Raw genomic sequence first — 22,757 nt, forward strand, 5'->3', positions numbered from 1 at the left:
CGACCTTCGCCTTGAACTCGGGCGCGTGCTGCTTGCGTTTCGACATCTCTGATCTCCTTCTCGTCGAAGATCAGCAAACTGCAATTCGTAGCTTATGTCAGTGTCCGAAATTCGGGGGGTAGCTCAGGGTGTTTGAATGATTTCCGACATACCTGTCAGAAATATCCGACAAAGGTGTCGGAAACCCTAACGGCAGCACCCGGAAATATCCGCCGCCGCATATGGCCCTCGCCAGCCTCATGCGCTAAGCAATCCCCGCTCGACAGGAGGACCGACATGCCCAGATACCGTTCCCGCACGACCACCCATGGCCGCAACATGGCCGGCGCCCGTGGCCTTTGGCGCGCCACCGGCATGACCGAAGGCGATTGGGACAAGCCCATCATCGCCATCGTCAACAGCTTTACACAGTTCGTGCCGGGCCATGTGCATCTGAAAGACCTCGGCCAGATGGTCGCGCGAGAGGTTGAGGCGGCGGGCGGTGTTGCCAAGGAATTCAATACGATAGCCGTTGATGACGGCATTGCCATGGGCCATGATGGAATGCTCTATTCCCTGCCCTCGCGCGAGGTGATTGCCGACAGCGTCGAATACATGGTCAACGCCCATTGCGCCGACGCGATGGTCTGCATTTCGAACTGCGACAAGATCACACCGGGCATGCTGATGGCCGCGATGCGGTTGAATATCCCGGTGATTTTCGTCTCTGGCGGGCCGATGGAAGCGGGCAAGATCGACATTGCTGATCTGGAAATGACCAAGGTCGACCTCGTCGATGCCATGGTCGCCGCCGCGAATGACAGCTTCACCGACGCTCAGGTGCAGCATATCGAGGAAAACGCCTGCCCGACCTGCGGGTCGTGTTCGGGCATGTTCACGGCTAACTCTATGAATTGCCTGGCAGAAGCACTCGGGTTGGCGCTTCCGGGCAACGGCTCCACGCTCGCCACCCATGCCGACCGCAAGGGGTTGTTCCTGGAGGCAGGACGCAAGATCGTCGAGATCGCAAAGCGCCATTACGAGGACGAGGAAAAAGGCCTGCTGCCGCGCGAGATTGCCACATACGAGGCGTTCGAGAACGCCATGAGCCTCGACATCGCCATGGGCGGGTCCACCAACACCGTGCTGCACCTGCTGGCTATTGCCCATGAAGGCGAGGTCGATTTCACCATGACCGACATGGATCGCCTCAGCCGCAAGGTGCCCTGCCTGTGCAAGGTCGCGCCCAACACCGCCAATGTCCATATGGAGGATATCCACCGCGCCGGCGGCATCTTCTCAATTCTCGGCGAACTCAGCCGTGCGGGCCTGTTGCACAACGACGTCAGCACCGTGCATTCCCAAACCATGGGCGAAGCCATCGCCAAGTGGGACATCGCCGTAGCCAACAACCCCGAGGCCGAGCAACTGTTCAAGGCCGCGCCCGGTGGTGTGCGCACCACGCAGGCCTTCAGCCAGTCGAACCGCTACAAGGAACTGGACACCGACCGCACCAACGGTGTGATCCGCGACAAGGAAAACGCCTTCAGCCAAGACGGTGGCCTTGCGGTGTTGTTCGGCAATATCGCCGAAGATGGCTGCATCGTGAAAACCGCCGGGGTCGATTCCAGCATCCTGCAATTCACCGGCACCGCCCATGTCTGCGAAAGCCAGGACGAGGCGGTCAGCAACATCCTGACCGGCAAGGTCAAGGAAGGCGACGTGGTCGTCATCCGCTACGAGGGGCCGCGCGGCGGGCCGGGGATGCAGGAAATGCTCTACCCGACCTCCTACCTCAAGTCGAAGGGGCTGGGCAAAGCCTGCGCGTTGTTGACCGATGGGCGCTTTTCTGGCGGCACCTCGGGTCTTTCAATCGGCCATGTCTCGCCCGAGGCGGCAGAGGGTGGCGCGATCGGTCTTGTCCAGGACGGCGACACGATCGAAATCGACATCCCGAACCGCACCATCAACCTCGCCGTGTCGGATGCGGAACTGGCCGAGCGCCGCGCCGCACAGGACGCCGCCGGATGGCAACCCGCCAAGCCGCGCAGGCGCCAGGTGTCGACCGCGCTCAAGGCCTATGCCGCCCTGACCACCAGCGCCGCCAAGGGCGCCGTTCGCCAAGTCTGAAAAGGAACCACGCCCATGACTCGTACCGTCTATGTGAACGGAGAATATCTGCCCGAGACCGAGGCCAAGGTGTCGATCTTCGACCGTGGCTTCCTGATGGCCGATGGCGTCTACGAAGTGACAAGCGTGCTTGGCGGCAAGCTTATCGACTTCGACGGACACGCCGCGCGTCTGGCCCGGTCGTTGGCCGAGCTGGACATGAAGCAATCGGTCACCCACGAAGAGTTGTTGGAAATTCACCGCGAACTGGTGACGCGGAACGAGATCACCGACGGGTTGATCTATCTGCAAATCACCCGTGGCGCGCCGGGCGACCGTGATTTCGCCTTCCCGCCCGAGGACACCGAGCCGACCATCGTGCTGTTCACCCAGAACAAGCCGGGTCTGGCCGATGCGCCGCAGGCCAAGACCGGGATCAAGGTCATCTCGATCGAGGATCTGCGCTGGCATCGCCGCGATATCAAGACGGTGCAACTGCTCTACCCCTCGATGGGCAAGATGATGGCCAAGAAGGCGGGCTGCGACGATGCGTGGATGGTCGAAGAAGGCTTCGTGACCGAAGGCACCTCGAACAACGCCTATATCGTCACCAAGGACGGCACCATCGTCACCCGGCACCTTTCCAACGACATCCTTCACGGCATCACCCGTGCCGCCGTGCTGCGCTTTGCCAAAGAAGCGCAGGTGAAGGTGGAAGAACGCCCCTTCACCATCGAAGAGGCGCAGAACGCGGCAGAGGCGTTCATCACCTCGGCCTCGGCCTTCGTGATGCCGGTTGTCGAGATCGACGGCCAACCCGTGGGCGACGGCAAGGTCGGCCCCCTCGCCCCGCGCATCCGCGAGATCTATCTTGAGGAAATGCGCAAGGCCGCAATCTGAACCACGGCACATGGATCAAGACGGGGCGGCCTTGCGGGGTCGCCTTTTTTCATGAGCGCGTGCGGCTTTGCCCGAATGACACAAAACCGCGCCCCGGGGGCCTGTTTCAGCAGACTCCCTTTTACTTTCCCCTTGGCTGCGATATGTGCCGCGCTGTTCCCAGCAAAGAGGACAAGATCATTATGGGTTACAAAGTTGCCGTTGTCGGCGCCACGGGTAACGTGGGCCGCGAAATGCTGAACATCCTGGCCGAGCGCCAGTTCCCGGTGGACGAGCTTGCCGCGCTGGCATCCCGTCGTTCCCTTGGGACCGAGTGCAGCTTCGGTGACAAAACCGTCAAGACCCAGGACCTTGCCACATTCGACTTCACCGGGTGGGATATCGCGCTGTTCGCCATCGGCTCGGACGCGACCAAGGAATATGCGCCCAAGGCCGCAAAGGCGGGCTGCATCGTGATCGACAATTCGTCGCTCTACCGCTACGACCCGGACGTTCCGCTGGTGGTGCCGGAGTGTAACCCCGAGGCGGTTGACGGCTATTCCAAGAAGAACATCATCGCGAACCCCAACTGCTCGACCGCGCAGATGGTGGTGGCGCTGAAACCGCTGCATGACCGCGCCAAGATCAAGCGCGTGGTAGTTTCGACCTACCAGTCGGTATCCGGTTCCGGCAAAGAGGCCATCGACGAGCTGTGGGACCAGACCAAGGGCATGTATGTGCCGGGTCAGGAAGTGGCACCGTCCGTCTACCCCAAGCAGATCGCTTTCAACGTGATCCCGCATATCGACGTGTTCCTTGAAGACGGCTCGACCAAGGAAGAATGGAAGATGGTCGCCGAGACCAAGAAGATCATCGACCCGTCGATCAAGGTCACGGCCACCTGCGTGCGCGTGCCGGTCTTCGTCGGCCACTCGGAATCGATCAATATCGAGTTCGAAGAGCATCTCGACGAGGAAGAGGCGCGCGACATCCTGCGGTCGGCGCCGGGGATTCTGGTGGTCGATAAACGCGAGGATGGCGGCTACGTCACGCCGGTGGAATGCGTGGGCGACTTCGCCACCTTCATCAGCCGTATCCGTCAGGATTCGACCATCGACAACGGCATCAACCTGTGGTGCGTGTCCGACAACCTGCGCAAGGGCGCGGCGCTGAACGCGGTTCAGATCGCCGAAACGCTTGGAAAGCGGGTGTTGAAGAAGGGCTAATCTTCTTCGATCACCTCGAAATCTTCCTCCATGTCCTCGGGCGCCAGTCGTTCGAGGACATGTTGCATTTTGCGGGGATGACCCGGCATCGGCGCACGGAAACGTTTGACCAGCCGCGTATAGGCAAAGCCGAGATCAGAGCTCTTGCACAACCGCTCGTCCCCCGAAAGGCGATGCACGGTCAAGCCACCGCCCGAAGGGCGCAGCTCGTAGCCGAGATCAGACAGGCGGCGATGCAGATCTTGCCAACTGCGGGCTTCGGCCATGGCCCCCGCCAAAAGGCGCTGAAGCCGTGCCACAAGCCGCCCATCGGCGCAATTGCGCGCCTTGGTATTTGCCTGGCGCTTCAACTCGGACGCGATGAGACCCCGCACGATGAACCCAACGGTTACATCCTGACGGCGCGCCAGCGCGTCCAGAGCCTGCAAATCCCGCGGCGCAAGGCGAATGGTAAGTGATTCTCCGAACATGGTTCGCAGTGTGGCAAACCACGGTTGACGACCGGTTAAACCTGCACAAAGGCCCGGTGCGCCGGGTCATACATCTCTAACCCGCCCGAGCGGATCTCGGTCCACAGCCCATGTAGGCTAAGCTGCCCTTCATGGACCGCCTCGGACACGAAGGGGAAGGTCATCAGGTTTTCAAGCGACACCAGAACACTTTGCTTTTCCAAGACTTTCTGGCGCTCGTCCTTGTCCGTGATATGCGCGGTCGCTTCGCAGGCCGGGCGCAGCATTTCCATCCAGCGGCCGACGAAGCTGGTCGATTTCTCCAGCTCCGGCGCCTCGCCCGAGCACATCTGGATGCACCCGTTCACACCGCCGCAGCTCGAATGCCCCAGCACCACGATATGCGCCACCTTCAGCGAAGAAACCGCGAATTCGACCGCCGCCGAGGTGCCGTGATGGTCGCCATCGGGCGCATAGGGCGGCACGAGGTTGGCGATATTGCGGTGAATGAAGAACTCGCCGGTTTCCGCCCCGAATATCGAGGTCACGTGCACGCGGCTGTCACAGCAGGAAATCACCATCGCCCGAGGATGCTGGCCCTCGTCGGCCAGACGCCGGAACCAAGCCTGGTTCTCGGCATAGTCGGTGGATTTCCATGCATGGTAGCGACGAACAAGGTAGGCTGGCAGGGGGGTTGCAGTCGTCATCCAAGGTCCTCATCTGTCCCGATCCCCCTGATAGGCAGGATTTCTCGAAAGTTCGAGGTTTTTTTCCAAACGCGCCGCAACGGTTTCTTCAGCATGGTCGGGCAAGGTCGCCTCATTCCGTGGGGGCGGAAGGGAAGTGAGTGATGGAGCAACATGTAACCGCTTTGCGGCCAGAAGAACCTGCGCGGTTCAACCCCGACCGGTTGGAACGCCTGTGCGATGAAATAGGAGAGGTGCGCGCCGAGCACGAGGTGGCGCGCGCGCTGGAAACAATCAGCCGTCATATCCGGACCCTCGGCAGTATCACTCCGCTGGACGACGCCGGCGCCTGTTGCGCGCCATTGCGGGCCCTGACCGCCACCTCGGACCGAATCGGCATGGCCACGTTGGCGCGGGTCGCACGCGATGTGCTGGCCTGTATCGAACGGCGCGATCCGGTTGCGCTCTCGGCCACCTACGCAAGGCTCTTGCGGGTTGGAGAACGGTCGCTGCACGCGATTTGGGATCTGGAGGACGTGTCTGGCTGAACCTCCTTGCAGCCGCCACTGGCCACGTTAGGCTGACCCCATACCGAGGTGATGGAGTCCCATGTCCAGACAATTTGCCCCTACCGACCCCGCCGCGATCCCCGTGACCTGCATCGACAGCGACGCGATGGAGGCCGCGCTGGCCAACCTGCCACCGGATCAGGCGGGGTGGGCCGAAACCAGCGGTTTTTCCGGCGCCTTGGGCGAGGTCTGCCCCCTGCCCAATGGCGCAGGCGGCATGTCGCGGGTGTTGCTGGGCCGGGGCGATGTGCCCGCGCGGGCCCGACAGCGCTTTGCCCTTGGCGCGGCGATTGCAGCCCTGCCGGACGGCACTTATCGGCTCGATACCGCCTTGCCAGAAGACGAGATGCGGGAAGCCGCGCTCGGCTATCTCCTGGCTGGTTATCGGTTTGGACGCTACAAGGAAGCCTCTACCCCCAAGGCGCGTCTGGTCGCCCCCGAGGGGCTGGACGCCACCCTGCTGGAAACCATCGCTGCGGGCGAGGTGCTGACTCGCGACCTGATCAACACGCCCGCCAATGACATGGGGCCGGACGCGTTGGAACTGGCTGTGCGCGATCTGGCCAACGCGTTCGGCGCCGCCGTGGACGTGACCTTGGGCGACACGCTGATCGAGGCGAATTTTCCCCTGATCCACGCCGTGGGGCGCGCTTCGGACACTGCGCCGCGCCTGATCGAGATGACATGGGGCACCACCGGCCCGACCCTGACGCTGGTCGGCAAGGGGGTGTGCTTCGACACCGGCGGGTTGAACCTCAAGCCCGGCGCCTCGATGGGGTTGATGAAAAAGGATATGGGCGGGTCGGCCACGGTCCTTGGTCTTGCGCGGATGATCATGGGCGCGGGTCTGCCCGTGCGGCTGCGCGTGCTGATCCCGGCGGTGGAAAATGCTGTCTCGGGCAACGCCTTTCGCCCCGGCGACATCCTGACCGCGCGCAACGGGCTCACGGTCGAGATCAACAATACCGACGCCGAGGGGAGGCTGGTTCTGGCCGACGCTCTGGCGTTTGCCACCGAAACCCCATCCGACCTGCTGATTTGCATGGCGACCCTGACCGGGGCCGCGCGCGTGGCCGTCGGGCCGGACCTTGCGCCGTTCTACACCGATGACGAGCAGGTCGCCGCTGCCCTGTCCGCCAGCGGCGCGGCGCAGGCCGACCCGGTCTGGCGGATGCCCTTTCACGCCCCCTACGAGACGATGATTCAACCGACGATCGCCGATCTCGACAATGCGCCCAAGGGCGGGTTTGCCGGGTCGATCACCGCCGCGCTGTTCCTGCGCCGCTTTGCACGGGCCGCACCGCGGTTTGCACATTTCGACATTTACGGATGGCAGCCCGTTGATGCCCCCGCCCGCCCCAAGGGTGGTGTCGGGCAGGGCGCACGCGCCATCTTCGCCACTTTGCCGGAGGTGCTGAACCTATGAGCCACGACCCCCGCACGACCCTGTCCAACGGAAACGTCGCCCATTTGTCCCTGCGCGGCAAAGTGTCGGCTGACCGCTATGTCGAAGGCCGCCGCCTGATGGTCACACAACCGATGGCCAACATCACCGATGAACCGCGCGGGCGCCGCGTCAGCCAGTTGTTGTTCGGCGAGGTGTTCCACGTCCTCGACACCTATGACGGTTTTTCCTTTGGCCAGGCGGAACGAGACGGGCAGGTTGGCTATGTGTTGTCGGGGGCACTGGTGTCGCCGGAATTGCCGACGCATTGGGTTGCGGCCCCCGCCACGCATCTTTACCCCAAGCCCGACCTCAAGGCCCCGCCCGAGGTGGCAATCTTTTTTGGCTCACCCGTGCGGGTGGTGGGCGAAAGCGGCAATTACCGACGTATCCATACCGGCCACTTTATCCCCAAACCCCATCTGCAACCGATCAAGGCCCGCTTCGGCGACCCCGTGGGCGTGGCGGATTTGTTCCTGGGCTCGCCTTACTTGTGGGGCGGCAGCAGCCGATGGGGCCTTGATTGTTCTGGCCTGATCCAGATGGCGCTGCTGGCCTGCGGCATTCCCTGCCCGCGCGACTCGGATCAACAGATGACGCTTGGACAAGAACTGCCGCAGGGCGACTCGCTCCGGCGCGGGGACATCGTGTTCTGGAAAGGGCATGTCGGTTTCATGGCCAATGACCGGATGCTGCTGCACGCCAATGCCACGCATATGGCCGTGGCCTATGAACCACTGAAAGATGCGGCCGCCCGGATCGAAGAGGCTGGCGAAGGCCCGATCATGGCGCGCCGTCGGCTGTAGGGGCGCTACTCGACGGCGCGGATCAGCTTGCGTTCCAGAACCCGCAGCACGGTTTTCAGGTCGTGGCCGCGTTTCAGGATTTGGCCATCCATGCCGATGACCGAATATTGCCCTTGCCGGTCGCGCAGCTTGGGGCGTTTCTCGATGCGGTAAATCGGATGTTCGGCGGTGCGCCGGAAGATCGAAAAGACCGCCACCTCGCGCAGGCACGATATCCCGTAATCGCGCCATTCCCCCGCCGCCACCATGCGGCCATACAGCCCGAGGATCACCCCCAACTCGGTGCGGTGGAAGGCAACTTGGTCCTGCTGCGGGACGGGGCCGGTCGGCTGAAACTGCATCACCATTATCCAAGATTGGCGCGGTGCAGGGCGTATTTCAAGCGCCGCCATGGAATTGACGCAAAAGAGCCGTGCAGAAACCGTCGCTGTTCCCTCAATTTGCCCGGTGCCGCGGTCAGGTTGGTTGCCGTAGTGATGAGCATTGTCTCACCCCGGCGACGCGGAATTCTTGCCCCCACCCAGTTCGCGTCGTCGGGACTACACCGGATAAGAAAGGCCCCGCGCAAGAATGCCGGGGCCTTTTCTGTTCATATTCGCACAGATCACGTAAAATTCTACCTAATCGTGCGTTCTGAGAGATGAACCTACTTTTTCTCCACGTCAAATTTCATCACAGGAGACAGACGATGAAAGCTGCTGTCATCCGCGTTCCGGGCGCGCCGGGAGTACTGAAAATTGAAGACCGGGAGATTCCAGACAGCCGGGACGGCTGGGTGCGGATCAGGGTGAAAGCCTTTGGACTGAACCGCTCGGAACTTTTCACCAGACAAGGGCATTCCCCCAACGTGTCTTTCCCCCGCATTCTGGGGATTGAGGCCGTGGGAAAGGTTGATGATGACCCGTCTGGCAGGCTGGCCAAGGGCCAGATCGTTGCAACGGCGATGGGCGGTATGGGTCGGATTTTTGACGGCGGATATGCAGAGTACACGTCGGTCCCGGCGTCGCAGGTCATGCCGCTGACCACGTCGCTTGACTGGCGCGTTCTCGGGGCGCTCCCGGAGATGGTTCAAACTGCACATGGTGCCCTGAACACCGGCCTTGGATTGAAGGCGGGCGATAGCCTGTTGATCCGTGGCGGAACGACCTCGGTCGGTCTGACAGCAGCGGGTCTGGCAAAAATGGCCGGGGCCGAGGTGATTGCGACAACACGCAAACCAGACCGCACCGACATGCTTAAAGCCAACGGCGCGGATCATGTCGTGATTGATACCGGAGAAATCGCGGACGCGGTTCGGGCGATCAAACCCGGCGGTGTTTCAAAGGTCCTGGAATTGGTTGGAACCATGACATTGCTGGACAGCCTGCAAGCAACCGGCATTCATGGGACCGTCGCTATGGTCGGGATGGTCGGTAACGCATGGGAACTGGAACGGTTCAGCCCGATGGGTTCAATTCCAACCGGTGTCAACCTGACCACCTACGCAGGCGGGTCAGAGGATTTCATTGCAACGCCTTTGCAAGCGTTTATCGACAAGGTCGAATCTGGAGAGATCAAACCGCCCTTGGGCCCGGTGTTCACGCTTGGTCAGATTGCTCAGGCGCATGAGACGATGGAAAACGATCGGGCTGGTGGGAAGATTGTTGTATTGACCTGAACCCGTCTGCGGGACCGGACGTTGATCTTTTACAAAGGGCAGGCCCCGCGACATACTGCGGGGCTTGCCATTGGTTCCAGACATCCAGACTACACGCGCACCAACTTTTCATATCCTTCCGCGATCTCTCGCGTCAGCGCGCCAACCTCGAAGGTGTCGTCGCCGATCTGGCCAACTGGCGTGACCTCGGCGGCGGAGCCGGTCAGCCAGCACTGTTCGAACCCCTCCAGCTCAGACGGCTCGATATAGCGCTCATGCACGGTGATGCCGCGTTCTTTCAGCATACCGATCACGGTCTGGCGGGTCAGGCCATTCAGGATCGCGTCGGGCAGCGGCGTGTGCACTTCACCATCCTTGACGAAGAAGATATTGGCGCCGGTCGCCTCGGCCACGTAGCCGCGATAATCGAGGAACATCGCGTCCGAGCAGCCTTTGGCCTCGGCTGCGTGTTTCGACATGGTGCAGATCATGTAAAGGCCAGCGGCCTTGGCGGCGGTCGGGATGGTCTCGGGGCTTGGGCGTTTCCACTTGGCGATATCCAGCTTGGCGCCCTTCATCTTGGCGTCGCCGTAGTAATCGCCCCAGGCCCAGGCCGTCACCGCCATGCGCACCTTGTTGCGCGCGGCGGAGACTCCCATATCCTCTCCCGCGCCACGGAAGGCCACGACGCGCACATAGGCGTTGTCCAGCCCGTTGGCCTCTAGCACCGCGCGTTTGGCGGCCTCGATCTCATCCACTGAGTAGGGGATAGGCATATCCATCATCTCGCCCGATTTCAGCAGCCGTTCCGAGTGCTTACGGCTGAGAAATACCTTGCCGTCATAGCACCGCTCGCCTTCGAAAACCGACGAAGCGTAGTGCAGGGCGTGGGTCAGGACGTGCACCTGTGCATCCCGCCACGGCACCAGCATGCCATCCATCCAGATTTGACCGTCGCGATCATCATATGCACTCATCGTCGTACCCTTCCACCGAGCCGCAGGGATAAAATTCCAATTATTGCGCCAAATATGCCCGGTTCGGACATAAAATTTCGCAAAACCGGACTTTCGGTATCAATTGATTCTTGGAAAGTCAATAAGGCTGACATAAACTCGGACCAGAGGCAGAAAACCCAAAGGGGGCCGAGATTATGGCCGAACGCAGCCCGGCGAATAGCGCCAGCAGTGGGGAGAACCTGCTCTTCCTGACAGACGAGCAGTTGCGGCGGGGGATCGAGGCGATGTTCTTCGCCTATCGTGGCTTTACCGCCGATCCAGATCGCATCCTTGAAAACCATGCCTATGGGCGCGCGCATCATCGGGCGATTCACTTCATCAACCGCAGTCCCGGCACCACGGTGAACAACCTTTTGGCGATCCTCGGGGTGACCAAGCAGTCGCTCAACCGGGTTTTGCGCACCTTGGTCGAGGATGGGCTGGTCGAAAGCCGCGTTGGCACGCGCGACAAACGTGAACGCCATCTTTACCTGACTGAAAAGGGCATCGCGCTGGAACGAGAGTTGTCCGAGGCACAGCGCACCCGGATGCGCGCCGCCTATCGTGCCGCCGGGCCCGAGGCGGTGGCGGGTTTTCGCACCGTGCTGGAACATATGATGGACCCGGACCTGCGCCGGCACTACCTTTCTGCCACAGAGGGAGAGAGATGAGCGATCCGGCCGCACACCTGCTGATCGTCGATGATGACGAGCGTATCCGGGGGCTTTTGCAAAAGTTCCTGATCCGCAACAGATTCATCGTGACTGCAGCCCGCGACGCAGCCCATGCGCGGCGCTTGCTGGAGGGGCTGGATTTCGACCTGATCGTGTTGGACGTCATGATGCCGGGCGAAGACGGCATCAGCCTGACCCGATCATTGCGGGAAACGCTCGCTACTCCCATCATGCTGCTGACTGCGCGGGGCGAGGCCAGCGACCGGATTTCGGGGTTGGAGGCCGGGGCGGACGACTACCTGCCAAAGCCTTTCGAACCTCGGGAATTGCTGCTTCGGATCAACGCCATCCTGCGGCGCGTTCCGGCCGTGTCCGAGGACAAATCCGCGCCGAAAATGCTGCATCTGGGGCCAATCCGCTATGACCTCGAACGCGGCGAATTGTGGCAGGGCCAGACCCCCATTCGCCTGACCGCGACCGAGGCCGCCTTGATGCGCATCTTTTCGGCCTGCCCGAACGAACCGGTCAGCCGCACGCAATTGGTGGAAGATCTTGGCCGCGACAAGGGCGCAGGCAGCAGCACCAGCCAGGAACGCGCGGTCGATGTGCAGATTACCCGCCTGCGTCGCAAGATCGAGGCGGACCCGAAACAGCCGCGCTACCTGCAAACAGTGCGCGGCGCAGGCTATATGCTGGCCCCCGATTGAGGTTTCCATGACCATCCTGATGACTAACGACTCGGGCCTTGAACACCAGATGCCGCAAGGCCACCCCGAACAGATTGCGCGGCTGGAATTCGTCAACGCGGCCCTGTCCGCGCCCGGCTTTGACGATCTGGATCGCCGCCCCTCGCCGATGGCGGACGAGACCGACCTGCTGCTGGCCCATCCCGAAGGCCATGTCACCCGCATCCGGGACGCCGCGCCCAAGGCCGGGCTGATCGCACTCGACCCGGATACGTCGATGTCGCCCGGCACATGGCAGGCCGCGTTGCGCGGGGTGGGCGGCTGTCTGGCCGCCGTCGATGCGGTGCTGGCGGGCGAAGCGAAAAACGCTTTCGTCGCCACGCGCCCGCCCGGCCACCATGCCGAAAAAACACGGCCCATGGGCTTTTGCCTGTTCGGCAACGTCGCCATCGCCGCAAAACATGCGTTGGGCCGCCACGGCCTGTCACGCGTCGCCATTGTCGATTTCGACGTGCACCACGGCAACGGCACCCAAGACCTGCTGTGGGATGAAGACCGTGTGCTGTTCATCTCGTCCCACCAGATGCCGCTCTATCCCGGCACCGGGGCCGCGCACGAACGCGGCGCGCATGGCAATATCCTGAACGTGCCGCTGTCGCCCGGATCGGATGGCGAGACAATGCGCTCGATCTACGGCTCGCGCCTGTTGCCGCGTCTACGCGATTACCAGCCAGAGCTTGTCCTTGTTTCAGCCGGGTTCGATGCCCATTCCGATGACCCGCTGGCCAACCTGAATTGGTCCACCGAGGATTTCGCGTGGCTCACGCGGGAATTGTGCAAGGTGGCGGACGAGGTCTGCGAGGGGCGCATCGTCTCGTCCCTCGAAGGTGGCTACAATCTGCCAGCGCTCGCCAATGCGACCGCGGCTCATGTTCTCGCTCTGATGGAGGCATAGGTGGCCACAGGGCTGATCACCCATCCAGATTGCCTGACTCATGTGACGCCCGCGCATGTCCATGAGCAACCCGCCCGGCTGGCCCGTGTGTTGCGCGCGATCGAGGGGCTACCGGTTTTCCATTTTCCCGCTCTCATGGTCGAAGAAGACTACCTGCTGCGCTGTCACAGTCCCGCCTACCTTGCGCGCATCAAGGCCGCGATCCCCGAGACCGGCTTTACCATGATGGACCCGGACACCGACGAAGAAACTTTCCTGTCGCCGACGTCGCTCTATGCCCTTTCCCGCGCCGCGGGGGGCGTGAAGCGGGCGATTGATCTGGTGATGGAGGGCGAGGTCGATAACGCCTTTGCCGCCATCCGCCCGCCCGGCCACCATGCCGAACAGGAATTGCCTATGGGCTTTTGCTTTTACGGCAACGTGGCGCTTGGCGCGAAATATGCGATCCAGCATCACGGCCTGACCCGCGTCGCCATTGTCGATTTCGACGTGCATCATGGCAATGGCACGCAGGCATTGTTGTGGGACGAACCGCGCGCACTGCTTATCACCTCGCAGCAAATGCCGCTCTGGCCCGATACCGGCGACGTGTCAGAGACCGGCGCGCACAACAACGTGCTGAACGTGCCCCTCGCCCCCGGCACGGGCGGCGCCGCGATGCGAGAGGCTTACGAGTCCACGATTTTCCCTCGGCTTGACGCCTACCGGCCCGAATTGCTTCTGGTCTCGGCCGGGTTCGACTGCCACGCCGCCGACCCGCTGTCCGATCTGGCGTGGGTCGAAGAGGATTACGAGTGGCTCACCCACCGGCTTTGCGATATTGCGGAGCGGTATTGCGGCGGTCGGTTGGTCTCGACACTCGAAGGCGGCTATGATCTGGACGCCCTCGCGGCCTCGACTGCCGCCCATGTGCGCGTTTTGACGGAGAGAAGCGGATGAGCGACCAGAAACCGATCGACGACATGAGCTTCGAAGAAGCAATCCGGGAATTGGAAAGCGTGGTCGGCCAGCTAGACCGGGGCGACGTGGCGCTGGAAGATTCAATCAAGCTTTATGAACGCGGTGCCAAGCTGAAAGCCCGCTGCGAGGCCAAGCTGAAGGAAGCCGAGGAAAAGGTCGCCCAGATCACGCTGGATTCCGAAGGCCAGCCCACCGGGGCGAAACCCGTCGAGGGGCTCTGACGCTTGTTCACGGACGCTTTGAAAACAGCGCAGGACGCGATTGCACGCGCCCTGTCGGACCGCATGGCAAAACTCGGACCCGACCGGGTGGCCGAGGGGATGCGCTACGCCACGGCGGGTGGCAAGCGGCTGCGCGGGTTCCTCGTGCTGGAAACGGCGCGGTTGACCGGCGGCGACGCGACGCCGGCAATGCAGGCGGCCTGCGCCGTGGAATGCCTCCATGCCTATAGCCTCGTCCATGACGACCTGCCTTGCATGGATGACGACGACCTGCGCCGGGGCCTGCCGACCGTTCACAAGACCTGGGACGAGGCGACCGCCGTTCTGGTGGGCGACGCGCTGCAAAGTTTCGCATTTGAACTGCTGGCCGACCCCATCACAGGGGACGCCGACCAGCGCGCCGAATTGGTCCTGACGCTGGCGCGCGCCGCCGGGCCGCAAGGCATGGTTCTGGGCCAAGCGCAGGACATTGCAGCCGAAACCGCCGAGAGGCCCCTGACACTTGCCCAGATCACCGAGTTGCAGGCCAACAAGACCGGCGCTTTGCTGGAATGGCCGGCCCATGCCGGGGCCATCCTTGGCCGAGCCGATTCTGCTCCGCTGCGCCACTACGCCCGCGCGCTTGGCCTTGCCTTTCAGATTGCGGATGACATCTTGGATGTAGAGGGCGATGCTGAAAAGGCGGGCAAGGCGCTGCGAAAGGATGCCGAGGCCGGAAAGGCGACCTTTGTGTCGCTGCTCGGGCTGGACGGGGCCAAAACCCGTGCGTCCGCACTGATTGCCGAGGCGGAACAGGCGCTGTCGCCCTATGGGCCGCAGGCCGAGACCTTGAAGCAGCTCGCTCGTTTCGTTATCTCGCGCGATCAATAGGCGCATCGCGCGCGCCCCGGAGAGCCACATGAGCCATCATCCCGACACGCCCCACCTGGACCGGATCCAGTCCCCGGCCGACCTGCGCGGCCTGTCGGATAGCGAGCTGCGCCGCATCGCCGATGAGCTGCGCACCGAAACCATCGCCGCCGTCAGCCAGACCGGCGGACATTTGGGCGCGGGCCTTGGCGTTGTGGAACTGACCGTTGCGTTGCATGCCGTCTTTGACACCCCGCGCGACAAGCTGGTCTGGGACGTGAGCCATCAGTGCTATCCCCACAAAATCCTGACCGGGCGGCGCGACCGGATGCCGACCCTGCGCAAGAGGGGGGGGATTTCGGGCTTCACCAAGCGCAGCGAGTCGCCCTACGACCCGTTCGGAGCTGCGCATTCGTCGACCTCCATTTCCGCCGCGCTCGGGTTTTCCGTGGCCCGCGATCTGGGCGGCGTGCCCGACACTGGCGCAGGCGACGCGATTGCCGTCATCGGTGACGGGGCGATGTCCGGGGGCATGGCGTTCGAAGCGATGAACAACGCGGGCCATCTGGGCAAACGGCTGTTCGTGATCCTCAACGACAACGAGATGAGCATCGCGCCCCCGACCGGGGCCATGTCCTCCTACCTCTCGCGGCTCTATGCGGGGGCACCGTTCCAGGAATTGAAAGCCGCCGCCAAGGGCGCCGTCTCGCTGCTGCCCGGACCGTTTCAGGAAGGCGCCCGCCGGGCCAAGGAACTGCTCAAGGCCGCAACCGTCGGCGGCACCCTGTTCGAGGAACTGGGCTTTTCCTATGTCGGCCCTATCGACGGGCATGACATGGAGCAACTTCTGGCCGTTCTACGCACCGTCAAGGCGCGGGCCGATGGGCCGATCCTGATCCATACGATCACCAAGAAGGGCAAGGGCTTTCGCCACGCGGAAGGCACGCCAGACAGGGGACACGCCCGCGCGCCGTTTGACGTGGTCACAGGCGAACAGCGCAAGGCGCCGTCGAATGCGCCGAGCTATACCAAGGTCTTCGCAAGAAGCCTGATCAAGGAGGCCGAGGCAGACGACAAGATCGTCGCCGTCACCGCCGCGATGCCCGATGGCACCGGGCTGGACCTGTTCGCAGAACGCTTCCCGAAGCGCACCTTCGACGTCGGGATAGCGGAACAGCACGCCGTCACCTTTTGCGCCGGGATGGCGGCGGGCGGGATGAAGCCTTTTGCCGCGATCTATTCGACCTTCCTGCAACGCGGCTACGATCAGGTTGTGCATGATGTGGCGATCCAACGCCTGCCGGTGCGTTTCGCCATCGACCGGGCCGGGCTGGTCGGGGCCGATGGCGCGACCCATGCCGGGTCGTTCGACGTGGCCTATCTGGCCAACCTGCCGGGGTTCGTGGTGATGGCCGCCGCAGACGAGGCGGAGCTTGTGCACATGGTCGCCACTGCTGCCGCGCATAACGATGGCCCAATCGCCTTCCGCTATCCGCGTGGCGAAGGCGTTGGCGTCGAGATGCCGGAGCGTGGTGTTCCACTGGAAATCGGCAAGGGCCGGATGATCCAAGAGGGCAAGGATGTGGCGATCCTGTCCTTCGGCACCCGCCTGTCCGAAGTGCAAAAGGCCGCCGAGGCGCTGTCGGCCAAGGGCATCACCCCCACCATCGCCGATGCCCGCTTTGCCAAGCCGCTGGACCGTGACATGATCCTGCGCCTTGCGGCGGACCACGACGCGCTGATCACCATCGAAGAAGGTGCGGTGGGCGGCTTCGGCAGCCATGTCGCGCACCTGTTGGCGGAAGAGGGCGTGTTCGACCACGGGCTCAAATTCCGCTCGATGGTGCTGCCCGACATCTTCATTGATCAGGCCAGCCCAAGCGACATGTATGCGGTCGCCGCGATGAATGCGGACGATATCGAGGCCAAGGTGCTGGATGTGCTGGGCGTTGCGTCGATGGGCAAGCGCGCCTGAGGTGACGGGGTGTCGCCGCGCTGACGCGCGCCGATCCGGGGGGCCCTGCCGGGCCGCTGGCCGTTACAAATACCCTTCTGACCGGAACGACAGTTCCCGCGCCTTGCCGATGATCAGGTGATCGTGAATCACGATATTCAACACTTCGGCGGCATCGCGGATGGCATAGGTCATATCGACATCCGCTTGGCTCGGCGTCGGGTCGCCAGAGGGGTGGTTATGCACAAGGATGAGTGCCGAGGCATTCAATTCCAAAGCGCGCTTCACCACCTCTCGCGGATAGACGGGCACGTGATCGACGGTTCCTGACTGCTGTTCCTCATCCGCGATCAGCACGTTCTTGCGGTCGAGGAAGAGAATACGGAACTGTTCGATATCGCGGTGGGCCATCGCCGATTGGCAATAGTCCAACAGCGCATCCCATGACGACAGCACCGGTTTGTTCATCACCCGCGCGCGCGCCATGCGATGGCCGATCGCCTCCATCAGCTTGATCTCGAACACCGCGGCATCGCCCACGCCCTTCACCTCCTTCAGCCGGGCAGGCGGGGCGGCCAGCACATGATTCAGGTCTCCGAAGGTTTTGAGCAACCGCTTGGCCAATGGCTTGGTGTCGCCCCGCCGATTGGCCCGGTAGAGCAGCATTTCCAACAATTCGTAATCGGGCACCGCCGCCGCGCCGCCGTTTGTAAAGCGGTCTCGCAATCGTTGACGGTGGAATCGGCGGTGATCTTCTTCGATCTCGTCCAGCGGCTTTGGCGCCATCTTGGGTTGCGGCCCAAGCACAGAAGGCCTGCCGGGATCGAACTCGAATCCCGGCAAGGGTTGTTCACTTAATCGGGTCGCGGCACGGGTCATACCGCAACTCTCGCGCGAAAGGATTAACAGAGGGTTAGGGCTGGCTGGCGCGATACGTCAGGCTGTTGGCCACGCGGGTCGACATGGATTGCAGCAGCGTTTCGCCATTGGTGACCGGCACCATCGACAAATTGATCGCCGAAATGGCGACATAGCTCTGCGCGCCGACCGGGTTGGGATGGGCGGTCAAGCGCAACAGCATCGGCCCAAGCTCTGCGTCCGTGTAGCGCGCGATCAGGTGCGCGCCCATGTATCCCTCGAACGGATAAGCCTCCAGCGCCAGCATCTCGGCCCCCGCCAGACCTTGGGACACCTGCGGGAAAATCACGTCGCGCAGCACGGCCGAGGCGGTTTCGACCCGTGCGCGCACGGGATCTTGCGCATCGTCTGCCGCCATCGGCAGCGGCGTCGGCACGATCAGGACGCTTTCGAGAAACGCGCGCGGGTCGCCCACGGCGAAGGTGAACTTGGCAAGCCCGTTTCCGCCCGGCTCGCCATCCGCGATCACCTCGACAGGGTCTTGCGCCGGGACCGAGACCGAGAAGGGCACCGGCACCTCGACGTCGTGATCCTCGGCATAGACCTCGTCGAACAGGAAGATCCGGTTGGCATAGGCCCCGTCCAACGCGAACAGGTTGAACGGCGCAGGGTCGCTGTCCTGCGCAAGTGCCGCGCCGGACAGGCCGAACGCAGCCAGAGTGAGTGCCAGAATGAACCGCATGATGCCCCCAAGGTTTACAATCAGGCGCACCCTAGGCGCGCCCAAGGGCAGGGTCAAACGGATGGGGTCAGCCGTAGGTCGGGTGGAATTTTCCCGCCGGGGACAGGGTAAAGATCTCGCACCCGTCCGCCGTAACACCGATGGAATGCTCGAATTGTGCAGACAGGCTCTTGTCGCGGGTCACCGCTGTCCAATCATCGGCCAGAACCTTGGTTTCGGGGCGGCCCAGGTTCACCATCGGTTCGATGGTAAAGAACATGCCCTCCTCCAGCACCGGCCCGGTGCCCGCGCGACCGTAGTGCAGAACGTTGGGCGGCGCGTGAAACACCTGCCCCAGACCGTGACCGCAGAAATCGCGGACAACCGACATGCGGTGGCCTTCCACAAAGCTTTGGATGGCAAAGCCGATGTCGCCAAACGTGTTGCCAGGCTTGACCGCCTCGATCCCCTTGAACAGGGCATCATGGGTGATTTCGATCAATCGCTCAGACTTACGGCCCAGTTTGCCCGCCACATACATCCGGCTTGTGTCCCCGAACCAGCCATCGACGATCACGGTGACGTCGATGTTCAGGATGTCACCATCCTTGAGCGTCTTGGGCCCCGGAATGCCATGACAGACAACATGGTTCACGGAAATGCAGGACGCGTGCTGATAGCCCTTGTAGCCGATCGTGGCCGATGTCGCCCCGGCCTCGGTCACACGGCGTTCGATTTCGGCGTCGATGGCCTCGGTCGTCGTGCCCGGTTCGATCATCGGGATGATGTCATCGAGGATGCGCGCAGCCAGCGCCCCGGCCTTGTGCATCCCTGCAAAATCGCCGTCACTATGAATGCGGATGCCGTCCTTGGTCAGACGGCCGTCGAACTTGTCCAACTCAGTCGCTCCTTGGGCCATATCGGGCTGCAACCTAAGACAGGATCGCCCCAGATGCCAGAGGGCGAGCCGATTTGCCGCCGGGGCCGAGTTGGGCTAGCTGTGGGGCCACGCGCATTCGAACAGGACCAAGACCAAATGAACGCTCTATCTACCTTTTTACAAACCGACATCGGCGGGGGCCGCACCGTTGGCGATCTCCTGACACTGGATTTCCTGACGCAGCTGTTCGGCAGTGTCTTTGCCGCGATCCTCATTCTGATCGCGGCCTTCATCATCGGCGGCTGGCTCAAGCGCAAGATCATCAGAATCGCGCTGGCCAGCGAACAGATGGATGACACGCTGTTCACCTTTCTCGGCAATCTCGTCCGCTACATCGTGCTGATCTTCGCGGCGCTGATTGTGCTCAACACCTTCGGCATCCAGACCACCTCGATGATCGCCGCAATCGGTGCTGCCGGTCTGGCGATTGGCCTGGCATTGCAGGGCACGCTGTCGAACCTTGCCGCCGGGGTAATGATCATCATCTTTCGGCCTATCAAGCTGGGCGATTTCGTCACTATTGCGGGGCAATCCGGCACGGTGAAGGACATCACGCTGAACACGACCGAGCTTGCCAGCCTCGACAACGTGCAGATCATCATCCCGAACGCCAGCGTCTGGGGCAGCGTCATCACCAACTACTCGGTCTATGACACCCGCCGGGCGGAATGGACCTTTGGCGTCTCCTACGGCTCGAACCTCGCCACGGCGGAACAGGTGATCCGCGACGCGATCTTGTCCGACCCCCGTGCCCTGACCGACCCTGAACCGTTCTGCCAGGTGAACAACCTCGGCGACAGCTCGGTCGATTTCCTTGTGCGGGTCTGGTGCAAATCCTCCGACAAGTTTTCCTTCGAGGCGGATATGAAGCGCAAGGTGAAGGAAGGGCTGGACAAGGCCGGGATCGACATCCCGTTCCCCACGCAGACGCTCATTCAAGTCTCGGAATAGGCTCTATTCGGCGCTTTAGAGCCTGATTTCACGACCAAGGGTCACCTCTTCGGGGGTGATCCTGCAATCGAAACACAGCGCCTCTACCCCGGCGATCCGGGCCTGTTCAAAGGCCGCCGCATAGACGGGGTCGATGTCCCCGGCGACGGCGAACCGGTCGCAATCGGTGCGCTGGACGAGGTAGAGCATCACGGCCCGGTGCCCTTCTGAAACCATCGCGGACAGCTCGCCCAGATGCTTCGCGCCGCGCGCCGTCTTGCTGTCTGGAAATTCGGCCAGCCCCGGCTCACGGCTCAGCGTCACCGACTTCACCTCGACATAGGCATCCCGCCGGCCGGGGCCGGACAGCAGGAAGTCGATCCGGCTGTTCTGACCGTATTTCACCTCGGGCCGCACGATCTCATACCCGTCCAGCCCCGCGACCTGCCCCGCCTCCAGCGCCGCGCGCAGCATCCGGTTGGGCACCGATGTATCGACGCCGGTGAAATGCCCTTCTCCATGGTCCACCAGCCGCCAGCCGAATTTCAGCTTCTTTTTCGGGTCGTCATTAGGCTCCAGCCAGACGCGCATCCCCGGTTCGGCCAGCCCCAACATGCTGCCGGGATTGGCACAGTGGGCGGTGATCTCGCCGCCGCTTTCCAGGTCGCAATCCGCGAGGAAACGCTTGTAGCGACGGATCAGCCGAGCGGGGACAAGGGGGGTTTGAAAGCGCATGGCCCGGGCCTATACCTGAGGCCAGACTGAGGCAAGGACGAGCGAGAATGACAAACCCAAGCGCCGCCATGCTGGTGATCGGAGACGAAATCCTCTCTGGTCGCACGCGCGATTCCAACATGAACCACCTCGCCAAGCAACTGACCGCCCATGGCATCGACCTGCGCGAGGCGCGGATGATCCCCGATGAGCGGGACGTCATCATTTCGACGGTGCAAACGCTGAGCGCGGCCTACGATCACCTGTTCACATCGGGCGGCATTGGCCCCACCCATGACGACATCACCGCCGAGGCCGTGGCCGCTGCTTTCGACACGCCCATCGGCGTGCGCGACGATGCCCGCGCGATCCTTCAGGCCCATTATGACCGTTCGGGGCGCGAGATGAACGAGGCCCGCCTGCGCATGGCCCGCATCCCCGACGGCGCGATCCTGATCGACAACCCCGTTTCCGCCGCGCCCGGTTTCACGCTGCAAAATGTCCATGTCATGGCCGGGGTGCCCTCGGTCTTCGAGGCGATGGTCGCCTCGATCGTGCCGACACTGGCCGGTGGCGCGCCGGTCATGTCCCAAACCCTCTGCATTCAGCGCGGCGAGGGCGACATCGCGGGGCCGCTGAGCAATCTGGCCGAAGACTACCCGGACCTGTCCATCGGCTCTTATCCCTTTATCCGCGACGGGGCGTATGGGTCCAACATCGTGGTGCGGGGCACGGATGGGGCCCGGATCGACGCGGTGATCACGGCCCTCGCCGCGCTCTTCCCGGGGTCCGAATGACCGTCTCGGCTCAGGCGCTTTTCGATACCGTCGAGGCCACCTGGCCCGCCGCTGAAACCCGGCGGATTGGCCCATGGCTGGTGCGGGATGGCAAGGGCGGCGGCAAGCGTGTGTCTGCCGTCACTCCCCTGCCCGGCTGGACCCCCACGGACATACCGCAGGCCGAGGCCGCTTGCCGCGATCTGGGACAAGACCTGCTGTTCCAACTACGCCCCGAGGAGACCGCGCTTGACTCTGCCCTTGCGGCGCGCGGCTATGAGGTGGTCGACCCGGTCGACCTGCTCGCCTGCCCGGTCGAGGCGCTGACCGCCGATCTGCATCGGCTGGCCGCCATCCCCTGCTGGCCGCCGCTGGCCGTGCAGACGGAAATCTGGGCCACGGGCGGCATCGGCCCCGCGCGTCTTGCCGTGATGCAACGTGCCCAAGGCCCGAAAACAGCCCTGCTCGGTCGCCATGACGACCACGCAGCCGCGACCGCGTTTGTCGCCATTCATGATGGCACCGCCATGCTGCACGGGTTGGAGGTCGCCTCGACAGCCCGGCGTCAGGGCATCGGGCGGGTGATGATGCAGGGCGCGGCCAACTGGGCGGCCCGCCACGGTGCGCGGGATCTTGCCGTTTTGGTTGTCAAAGCAAACAAACCCGCCCAAAGTCTCTACCGAGCTCTGGGAATGACCCCGGTGACTGACTATTTTTATCGCATCAAGAAGGGCTGAG

Annotated in this window: 25 protein-coding genes; 17 read left to right on the forward strand and 8 right to left on the reverse strand. The window is 62.9% G+C overall.

Annotation, left to right across the window (positions count from 1 at the left end; all coding sequences use genetic code 11):
* Positions 1-276 precede the first annotated feature (276 nt).
* The 3 genes from ilvD (at position 277) to BKY27_RS09245 (ending at position 4,193) form a co-directional block, all read left to right on the forward strand.
* The gene (ilvD, locus tag BKY27_RS09235) at positions 277-2,109 is read left to right on the forward strand and encodes a dihydroxy-acid dehydratase (RefSeq protein WP_071674189.1); all 1,833 of its coding nucleotides are present in this window, start codon (positions 277-279) and stop codon (positions 2,107-2,109) included.
* Positions 2,110-2,124: 15 nt separating this feature from the next.
* A complete protein-coding gene (locus BKY27_RS09240; RefSeq protein ID WP_071674190.1) occupies positions 2,125-2,988 on the forward strand; it encodes a D-amino-acid transaminase in 864 nt (287 codons plus the stop codon).
* Positions 2,989-3,170: 182 nt separating this feature from the next.
* Positions 3,171-4,193, forward strand: a complete 1,023-nt coding sequence (locus BKY27_RS09245) for an aspartate-semialdehyde dehydrogenase (RefSeq protein ID WP_071674191.1) — start codon at positions 3,171-3,173, stop codon at positions 4,191-4,193.
* Here BKY27_RS09245 and BKY27_RS19740 read toward each other — a convergent pair.
* Positions 4,190-4,663, reverse strand: coding sequence for a relaxase family protein (locus BKY27_RS19740; RefSeq protein WP_084667914.1), 474 nt, complete (start codon positions 4,661-4,663; stop codon positions 4,190-4,192). The genes BKY27_RS09245 and BKY27_RS19740 overlap by 4 nt on opposite strands.
* Before the next feature lie 35 nt (positions 4,664-4,698).
* Positions 4,699-5,349, reverse strand: coding sequence for a carbonic anhydrase (locus BKY27_RS09255; protein WP_071674192.1), 651 nt, complete (start codon positions 5,347-5,349; stop codon positions 4,699-4,701).
* Positions 5,350-5,492: 143 nt separating this feature from the next.
* On the opposite strand from BKY27_RS09255, the gene BKY27_RS09260 reads away from it, so the two are divergent.
* From BKY27_RS09260 to BKY27_RS09270, 3 genes are all read left to right on the forward strand, one after another.
* The gene (locus tag BKY27_RS09260) at positions 5,493-5,876 is read left to right on the forward strand and encodes a hypothetical protein (protein WP_071674193.1); all 384 of its coding nucleotides are present in this window, start codon (positions 5,493-5,495) and stop codon (positions 5,874-5,876) included.
* A gap of 61 nt (positions 5,877-5,937) precedes the next feature.
* Positions 5,938-7,323 (forward strand): leucyl aminopeptidase family protein, encoded by a 1,386-nt coding sequence (locus BKY27_RS09265; protein ID WP_071674194.1) that lies wholly within the window; start codon positions 5,938-5,940, stop codon positions 7,321-7,323.
* Positions 7,320-8,147, forward strand: coding sequence for a C40 family peptidase (locus tag BKY27_RS09270; protein WP_071674195.1), 828 nt, complete (start codon positions 7,320-7,322; stop codon positions 8,145-8,147). The genes BKY27_RS09265 and BKY27_RS09270 overlap by 4 nt, the downstream gene beginning before the upstream one ends.
* Before the next feature lie 5 nt (positions 8,148-8,152).
* Here BKY27_RS09270 and BKY27_RS09275 read toward each other — a convergent pair whose 3' ends face one another.
* The gene (locus BKY27_RS09275) at positions 8,153-8,488 is read right to left on the reverse strand and encodes a DUF2794 domain-containing protein (protein WP_071674383.1); all 336 of its coding nucleotides are present in this window, start codon (positions 8,486-8,488) and stop codon (positions 8,153-8,155) included.
* Positions 8,489-8,835: 347 nt separating this feature from the next.
* Between BKY27_RS09275 and BKY27_RS09280 the strand changes: the two genes are divergently transcribed.
* Entirely contained in the window at positions 8,836-9,804 is a 969-nt protein-coding gene (locus BKY27_RS09280; RefSeq protein WP_071674196.1) for a zinc-binding alcohol dehydrogenase family protein, read from the forward strand.
* 89 nt (positions 9,805-9,893) lie between these two features.
* On the opposite strand, the gene BKY27_RS09285 is transcribed toward BKY27_RS09280, so the two are convergent.
* On the reverse strand, positions 9,894-10,760 hold the full coding sequence (locus BKY27_RS09285; RefSeq protein ID WP_071674197.1) for a branched-chain amino acid aminotransferase: 867 nt from the start codon (positions 10,758-10,760) through the stop codon (positions 9,894-9,896).
* Between the two features lie 176 nt (positions 10,761-10,936).
* Between BKY27_RS09285 and BKY27_RS09290 the strand changes: the two genes are divergently transcribed.
* From BKY27_RS09290 to dxs, 7 genes are read left to right on the forward strand one after another with little or no spacing between them, the layout of a single operon-like run.
* Positions 10,937-11,452, forward strand: coding sequence for a MarR family winged helix-turn-helix transcriptional regulator (locus tag BKY27_RS09290; RefSeq protein WP_071674198.1), 516 nt, complete (start codon positions 10,937-10,939; stop codon positions 11,450-11,452).
* The gene (locus BKY27_RS09295) at positions 11,449-12,162 is read left to right on the forward strand and encodes a response regulator (RefSeq protein WP_071674199.1); all 714 of its coding nucleotides are present in this window, start codon (positions 11,449-11,451) and stop codon (positions 12,160-12,162) included. The genes BKY27_RS09290 and BKY27_RS09295 overlap by 4 nt, the downstream gene beginning before the upstream one ends.
* Before the next feature lie 7 nt (positions 12,163-12,169).
* On the forward strand, positions 12,170-13,096 hold the full coding sequence (locus BKY27_RS09300) for a histone deacetylase family protein (protein WP_071674200.1): 927 nt from the start codon (positions 12,170-12,172) through the stop codon (positions 13,094-13,096).
* Positions 13,097-14,035 carry a histone deacetylase family protein gene (locus tag BKY27_RS09305; RefSeq protein ID WP_071674201.1) on the forward strand — a complete coding sequence of 313 codons (939 nt, stop codon included), beginning with the start codon at positions 13,097-13,099 and terminating at the stop codon, positions 14,033-14,035.
* The gene (locus BKY27_RS09310; RefSeq protein WP_071674202.1) at positions 14,032-14,277 is read left to right on the forward strand and encodes an exodeoxyribonuclease VII small subunit; all 246 of its coding nucleotides are present in this window, start codon (positions 14,032-14,034) and stop codon (positions 14,275-14,277) included. Before BKY27_RS09305 ends, BKY27_RS09310 begins: the two co-directional genes overlap by 4 nt.
* A gap of 3 nt (positions 14,278-14,280) precedes the next feature.
* Complete coding sequence (locus BKY27_RS09315; RefSeq protein WP_071674203.1) at positions 14,281-15,147, forward strand: polyprenyl synthetase family protein; 867 nt, start codon at positions 14,281-14,283, stop codon at positions 15,145-15,147.
* Positions 15,148-15,175: 28 nt separating this feature from the next.
* Positions 15,176-17,101 carry a 1-deoxy-D-xylulose-5-phosphate synthase gene (gene dxs, locus BKY27_RS09320; RefSeq protein ID WP_071674204.1) on the forward strand — a complete coding sequence of 642 codons (1,926 nt, stop codon included), beginning with the start codon at positions 15,176-15,178 and terminating at the stop codon, positions 17,099-17,101.
* Positions 17,102-17,164: 63 nt separating this feature from the next.
* Here dxs and radC read toward each other — a convergent pair whose 3' ends face one another.
* The 3 genes from radC to map all read right to left on the reverse strand — a co-directional run bounded on the left by radC (position 17,165) and on the right by map (position 19,578).
* Positions 17,165-17,866: a RadC family protein gene (radC, locus tag BKY27_RS09325; protein ID WP_071674384.1), complete on the reverse strand. Its 702-nt coding sequence runs from the start codon at positions 17,864-17,866 to the stop codon at positions 17,165-17,167.
* A 127-nt stretch (positions 17,867-17,993) separates the two neighbouring features.
* A complete protein-coding gene (locus BKY27_RS09330; RefSeq protein ID WP_071674205.1) occupies positions 17,994-18,680 on the reverse strand; it encodes a hypothetical protein in 687 nt (228 codons plus the stop codon).
* A 67-nt stretch (positions 18,681-18,747) separates the two neighbouring features.
* Positions 18,748-19,578 (reverse strand): type I methionyl aminopeptidase, encoded by an 831-nt coding sequence (gene map / locus BKY27_RS09335; protein WP_071674206.1) that lies wholly within the window; start codon positions 19,576-19,578, stop codon positions 18,748-18,750.
* Positions 19,579-19,695: 117 nt separating this feature from the next.
* Between map and BKY27_RS09340 the strand changes: the two genes are divergently transcribed.
* A complete protein-coding gene (locus BKY27_RS09340; protein WP_071674207.1) occupies positions 19,696-20,550 on the forward strand; it encodes a mechanosensitive ion channel family protein in 855 nt (284 codons plus the stop codon).
* 15 nt (positions 20,551-20,565) lie between these two features.
* Here the strand turns inward: BKY27_RS09340 and sfsA are convergent, their stop codons facing one another.
* Positions 20,566-21,264 carry a DNA/RNA nuclease SfsA gene (gene sfsA, locus BKY27_RS09345; RefSeq protein ID WP_071674208.1) on the reverse strand — a complete coding sequence of 233 codons (699 nt, stop codon included), beginning with the start codon at positions 21,262-21,264 and terminating at the stop codon, positions 20,566-20,568.
* A 47-nt stretch (positions 21,265-21,311) separates the two neighbouring features.
* Between sfsA and BKY27_RS09350 the strand changes: the two genes are divergently transcribed.
* Both BKY27_RS09350 and BKY27_RS09355 read left to right on the forward strand, forming a co-directional pair.
* On the forward strand, positions 21,312-22,040 hold the full coding sequence (locus BKY27_RS09350; protein WP_071674209.1) for a competence/damage-inducible protein A: 729 nt from the start codon (positions 21,312-21,314) through the stop codon (positions 22,038-22,040).
* On the forward strand, positions 22,037-22,756 hold the full coding sequence (locus BKY27_RS09355; protein ID WP_071674210.1) for a GNAT family N-acetyltransferase: 720 nt from the start codon (positions 22,037-22,039) through the stop codon (positions 22,754-22,756). The genes BKY27_RS09350 and BKY27_RS09355 overlap by 4 nt, the downstream gene beginning before the upstream one ends.
* The last annotated feature ends 1 nt before the right edge of the window (position 22,757 follow it).

It is taken from the genome of Nioella nitratireducens, from assembly GCF_001879715.1.
GTDB lineage: Bacteria > Pseudomonadota > Alphaproteobacteria > Rhodobacterales > Rhodobacteraceae > Nioella > Nioella nitratireducens.

What these genes read in the sequence shown, in the direction of transcription:
- ilvD (WP_071674189.1), top strand. Translation starts at nt 277, where the DNA reads ATGCCCAGATACCGTTCCCGCACGACCACCCATGGCCGCAACATGGCC.
- BKY27_RS09240 (WP_071674190.1), top strand. Translation starts at nt 2,125, where the DNA reads ATGACTCGTACCGTCTATGTGAACGGAGAATATCTGCCCGAGACCGAG.
- BKY27_RS09245 (WP_071674191.1), top strand. Translation starts at nt 3,171, where the DNA reads ATGGGTTACAAAGTTGCCGTTGTCGGCGCCACGGGTAACGTGGGCCGC.
- BKY27_RS19740 (WP_084667914.1), bottom strand. Translation starts at nt 4,663, where the DNA reads ATGTTCGGAGAATCACTTACCATTCGCCTTGCGCCGCGGGATTTGCAG.
- BKY27_RS09255 (WP_071674192.1), bottom strand. Translation starts at nt 5,349, where the DNA reads ATGACGACTGCAACCCCCCTGCCAGCCTACCTTGTTCGTCGCTACCAT.
- BKY27_RS09260 (WP_071674193.1), top strand. Translation starts at nt 5,493, where the DNA reads ATGGAGCAACATGTAACCGCTTTGCGGCCAGAAGAACCTGCGCGGTTC.
- BKY27_RS09265 (WP_071674194.1), top strand. Translation starts at nt 5,938, where the DNA reads ATGTCCAGACAATTTGCCCCTACCGACCCCGCCGCGATCCCCGTGACC.
- BKY27_RS09270 (WP_071674195.1), top strand. Translation starts at nt 7,320, where the DNA reads ATGAGCCACGACCCCCGCACGACCCTGTCCAACGGAAACGTCGCCCAT.
- BKY27_RS09275 (WP_071674383.1), bottom strand. Translation starts at nt 8,488, where the DNA reads ATGCAGTTTCAGCCGACCGGCCCCGTCCCGCAGCAGGACCAAGTTGCC.
- BKY27_RS09280 (WP_071674196.1), top strand. Translation starts at nt 8,836, where the DNA reads ATGAAAGCTGCTGTCATCCGCGTTCCGGGCGCGCCGGGAGTACTGAAA.
- BKY27_RS09285 (WP_071674197.1), bottom strand. Translation starts at nt 10,760, where the DNA reads ATGAGTGCATATGATGATCGCGACGGTCAAATCTGGATGGATGGCATG.
- BKY27_RS09290 (WP_071674198.1), top strand. Translation starts at nt 10,937, where the DNA reads ATGGCCGAACGCAGCCCGGCGAATAGCGCCAGCAGTGGGGAGAACCTG.
- BKY27_RS09295 (WP_071674199.1), top strand. Translation starts at nt 11,449, where the DNA reads ATGAGCGATCCGGCCGCACACCTGCTGATCGTCGATGATGACGAGCGT.
- BKY27_RS09300 (WP_071674200.1), top strand. Translation starts at nt 12,170, where the DNA reads ATGACCATCCTGATGACTAACGACTCGGGCCTTGAACACCAGATGCCG.
- BKY27_RS09310 (WP_071674202.1), top strand. Translation starts at nt 14,032, where the DNA reads ATGAGCGACCAGAAACCGATCGACGACATGAGCTTCGAAGAAGCAATC.
- dxs (WP_071674204.1), top strand. Translation starts at nt 15,176, where the DNA reads ATGAGCCATCATCCCGACACGCCCCACCTGGACCGGATCCAGTCCCCG.
- radC (WP_071674384.1), bottom strand. Translation starts at nt 17,866, where the DNA reads ATGGCGCCAAAGCCGCTGGACGAGATCGAAGAAGATCACCGCCGATTC.
- BKY27_RS09330 (WP_071674205.1), bottom strand. Translation starts at nt 18,680, where the DNA reads ATGCGGTTCATTCTGGCACTCACTCTGGCTGCGTTCGGCCTGTCCGGC.
- map (WP_071674206.1), bottom strand. Translation starts at nt 19,578, where the DNA reads ATGGCCCAAGGAGCGACTGAGTTGGACAAGTTCGACGGCCGTCTGACC.
- BKY27_RS09340 (WP_071674207.1), top strand. Translation starts at nt 19,696, where the DNA reads ATGAACGCTCTATCTACCTTTTTACAAACCGACATCGGCGGGGGCCGC.
- sfsA (WP_071674208.1), bottom strand. Translation starts at nt 21,264, where the DNA reads ATGCGCTTTCAAACCCCCCTTGTCCCCGCTCGGCTGATCCGTCGCTAC.
- BKY27_RS09350 (WP_071674209.1), top strand. Translation starts at nt 21,312, where the DNA reads ATGACAAACCCAAGCGCCGCCATGCTGGTGATCGGAGACGAAATCCTC.
- BKY27_RS09355 (WP_071674210.1), top strand. Translation starts at nt 22,037, where the DNA reads ATGACCGTCTCGGCTCAGGCGCTTTTCGATACCGTCGAGGCCACCTGG.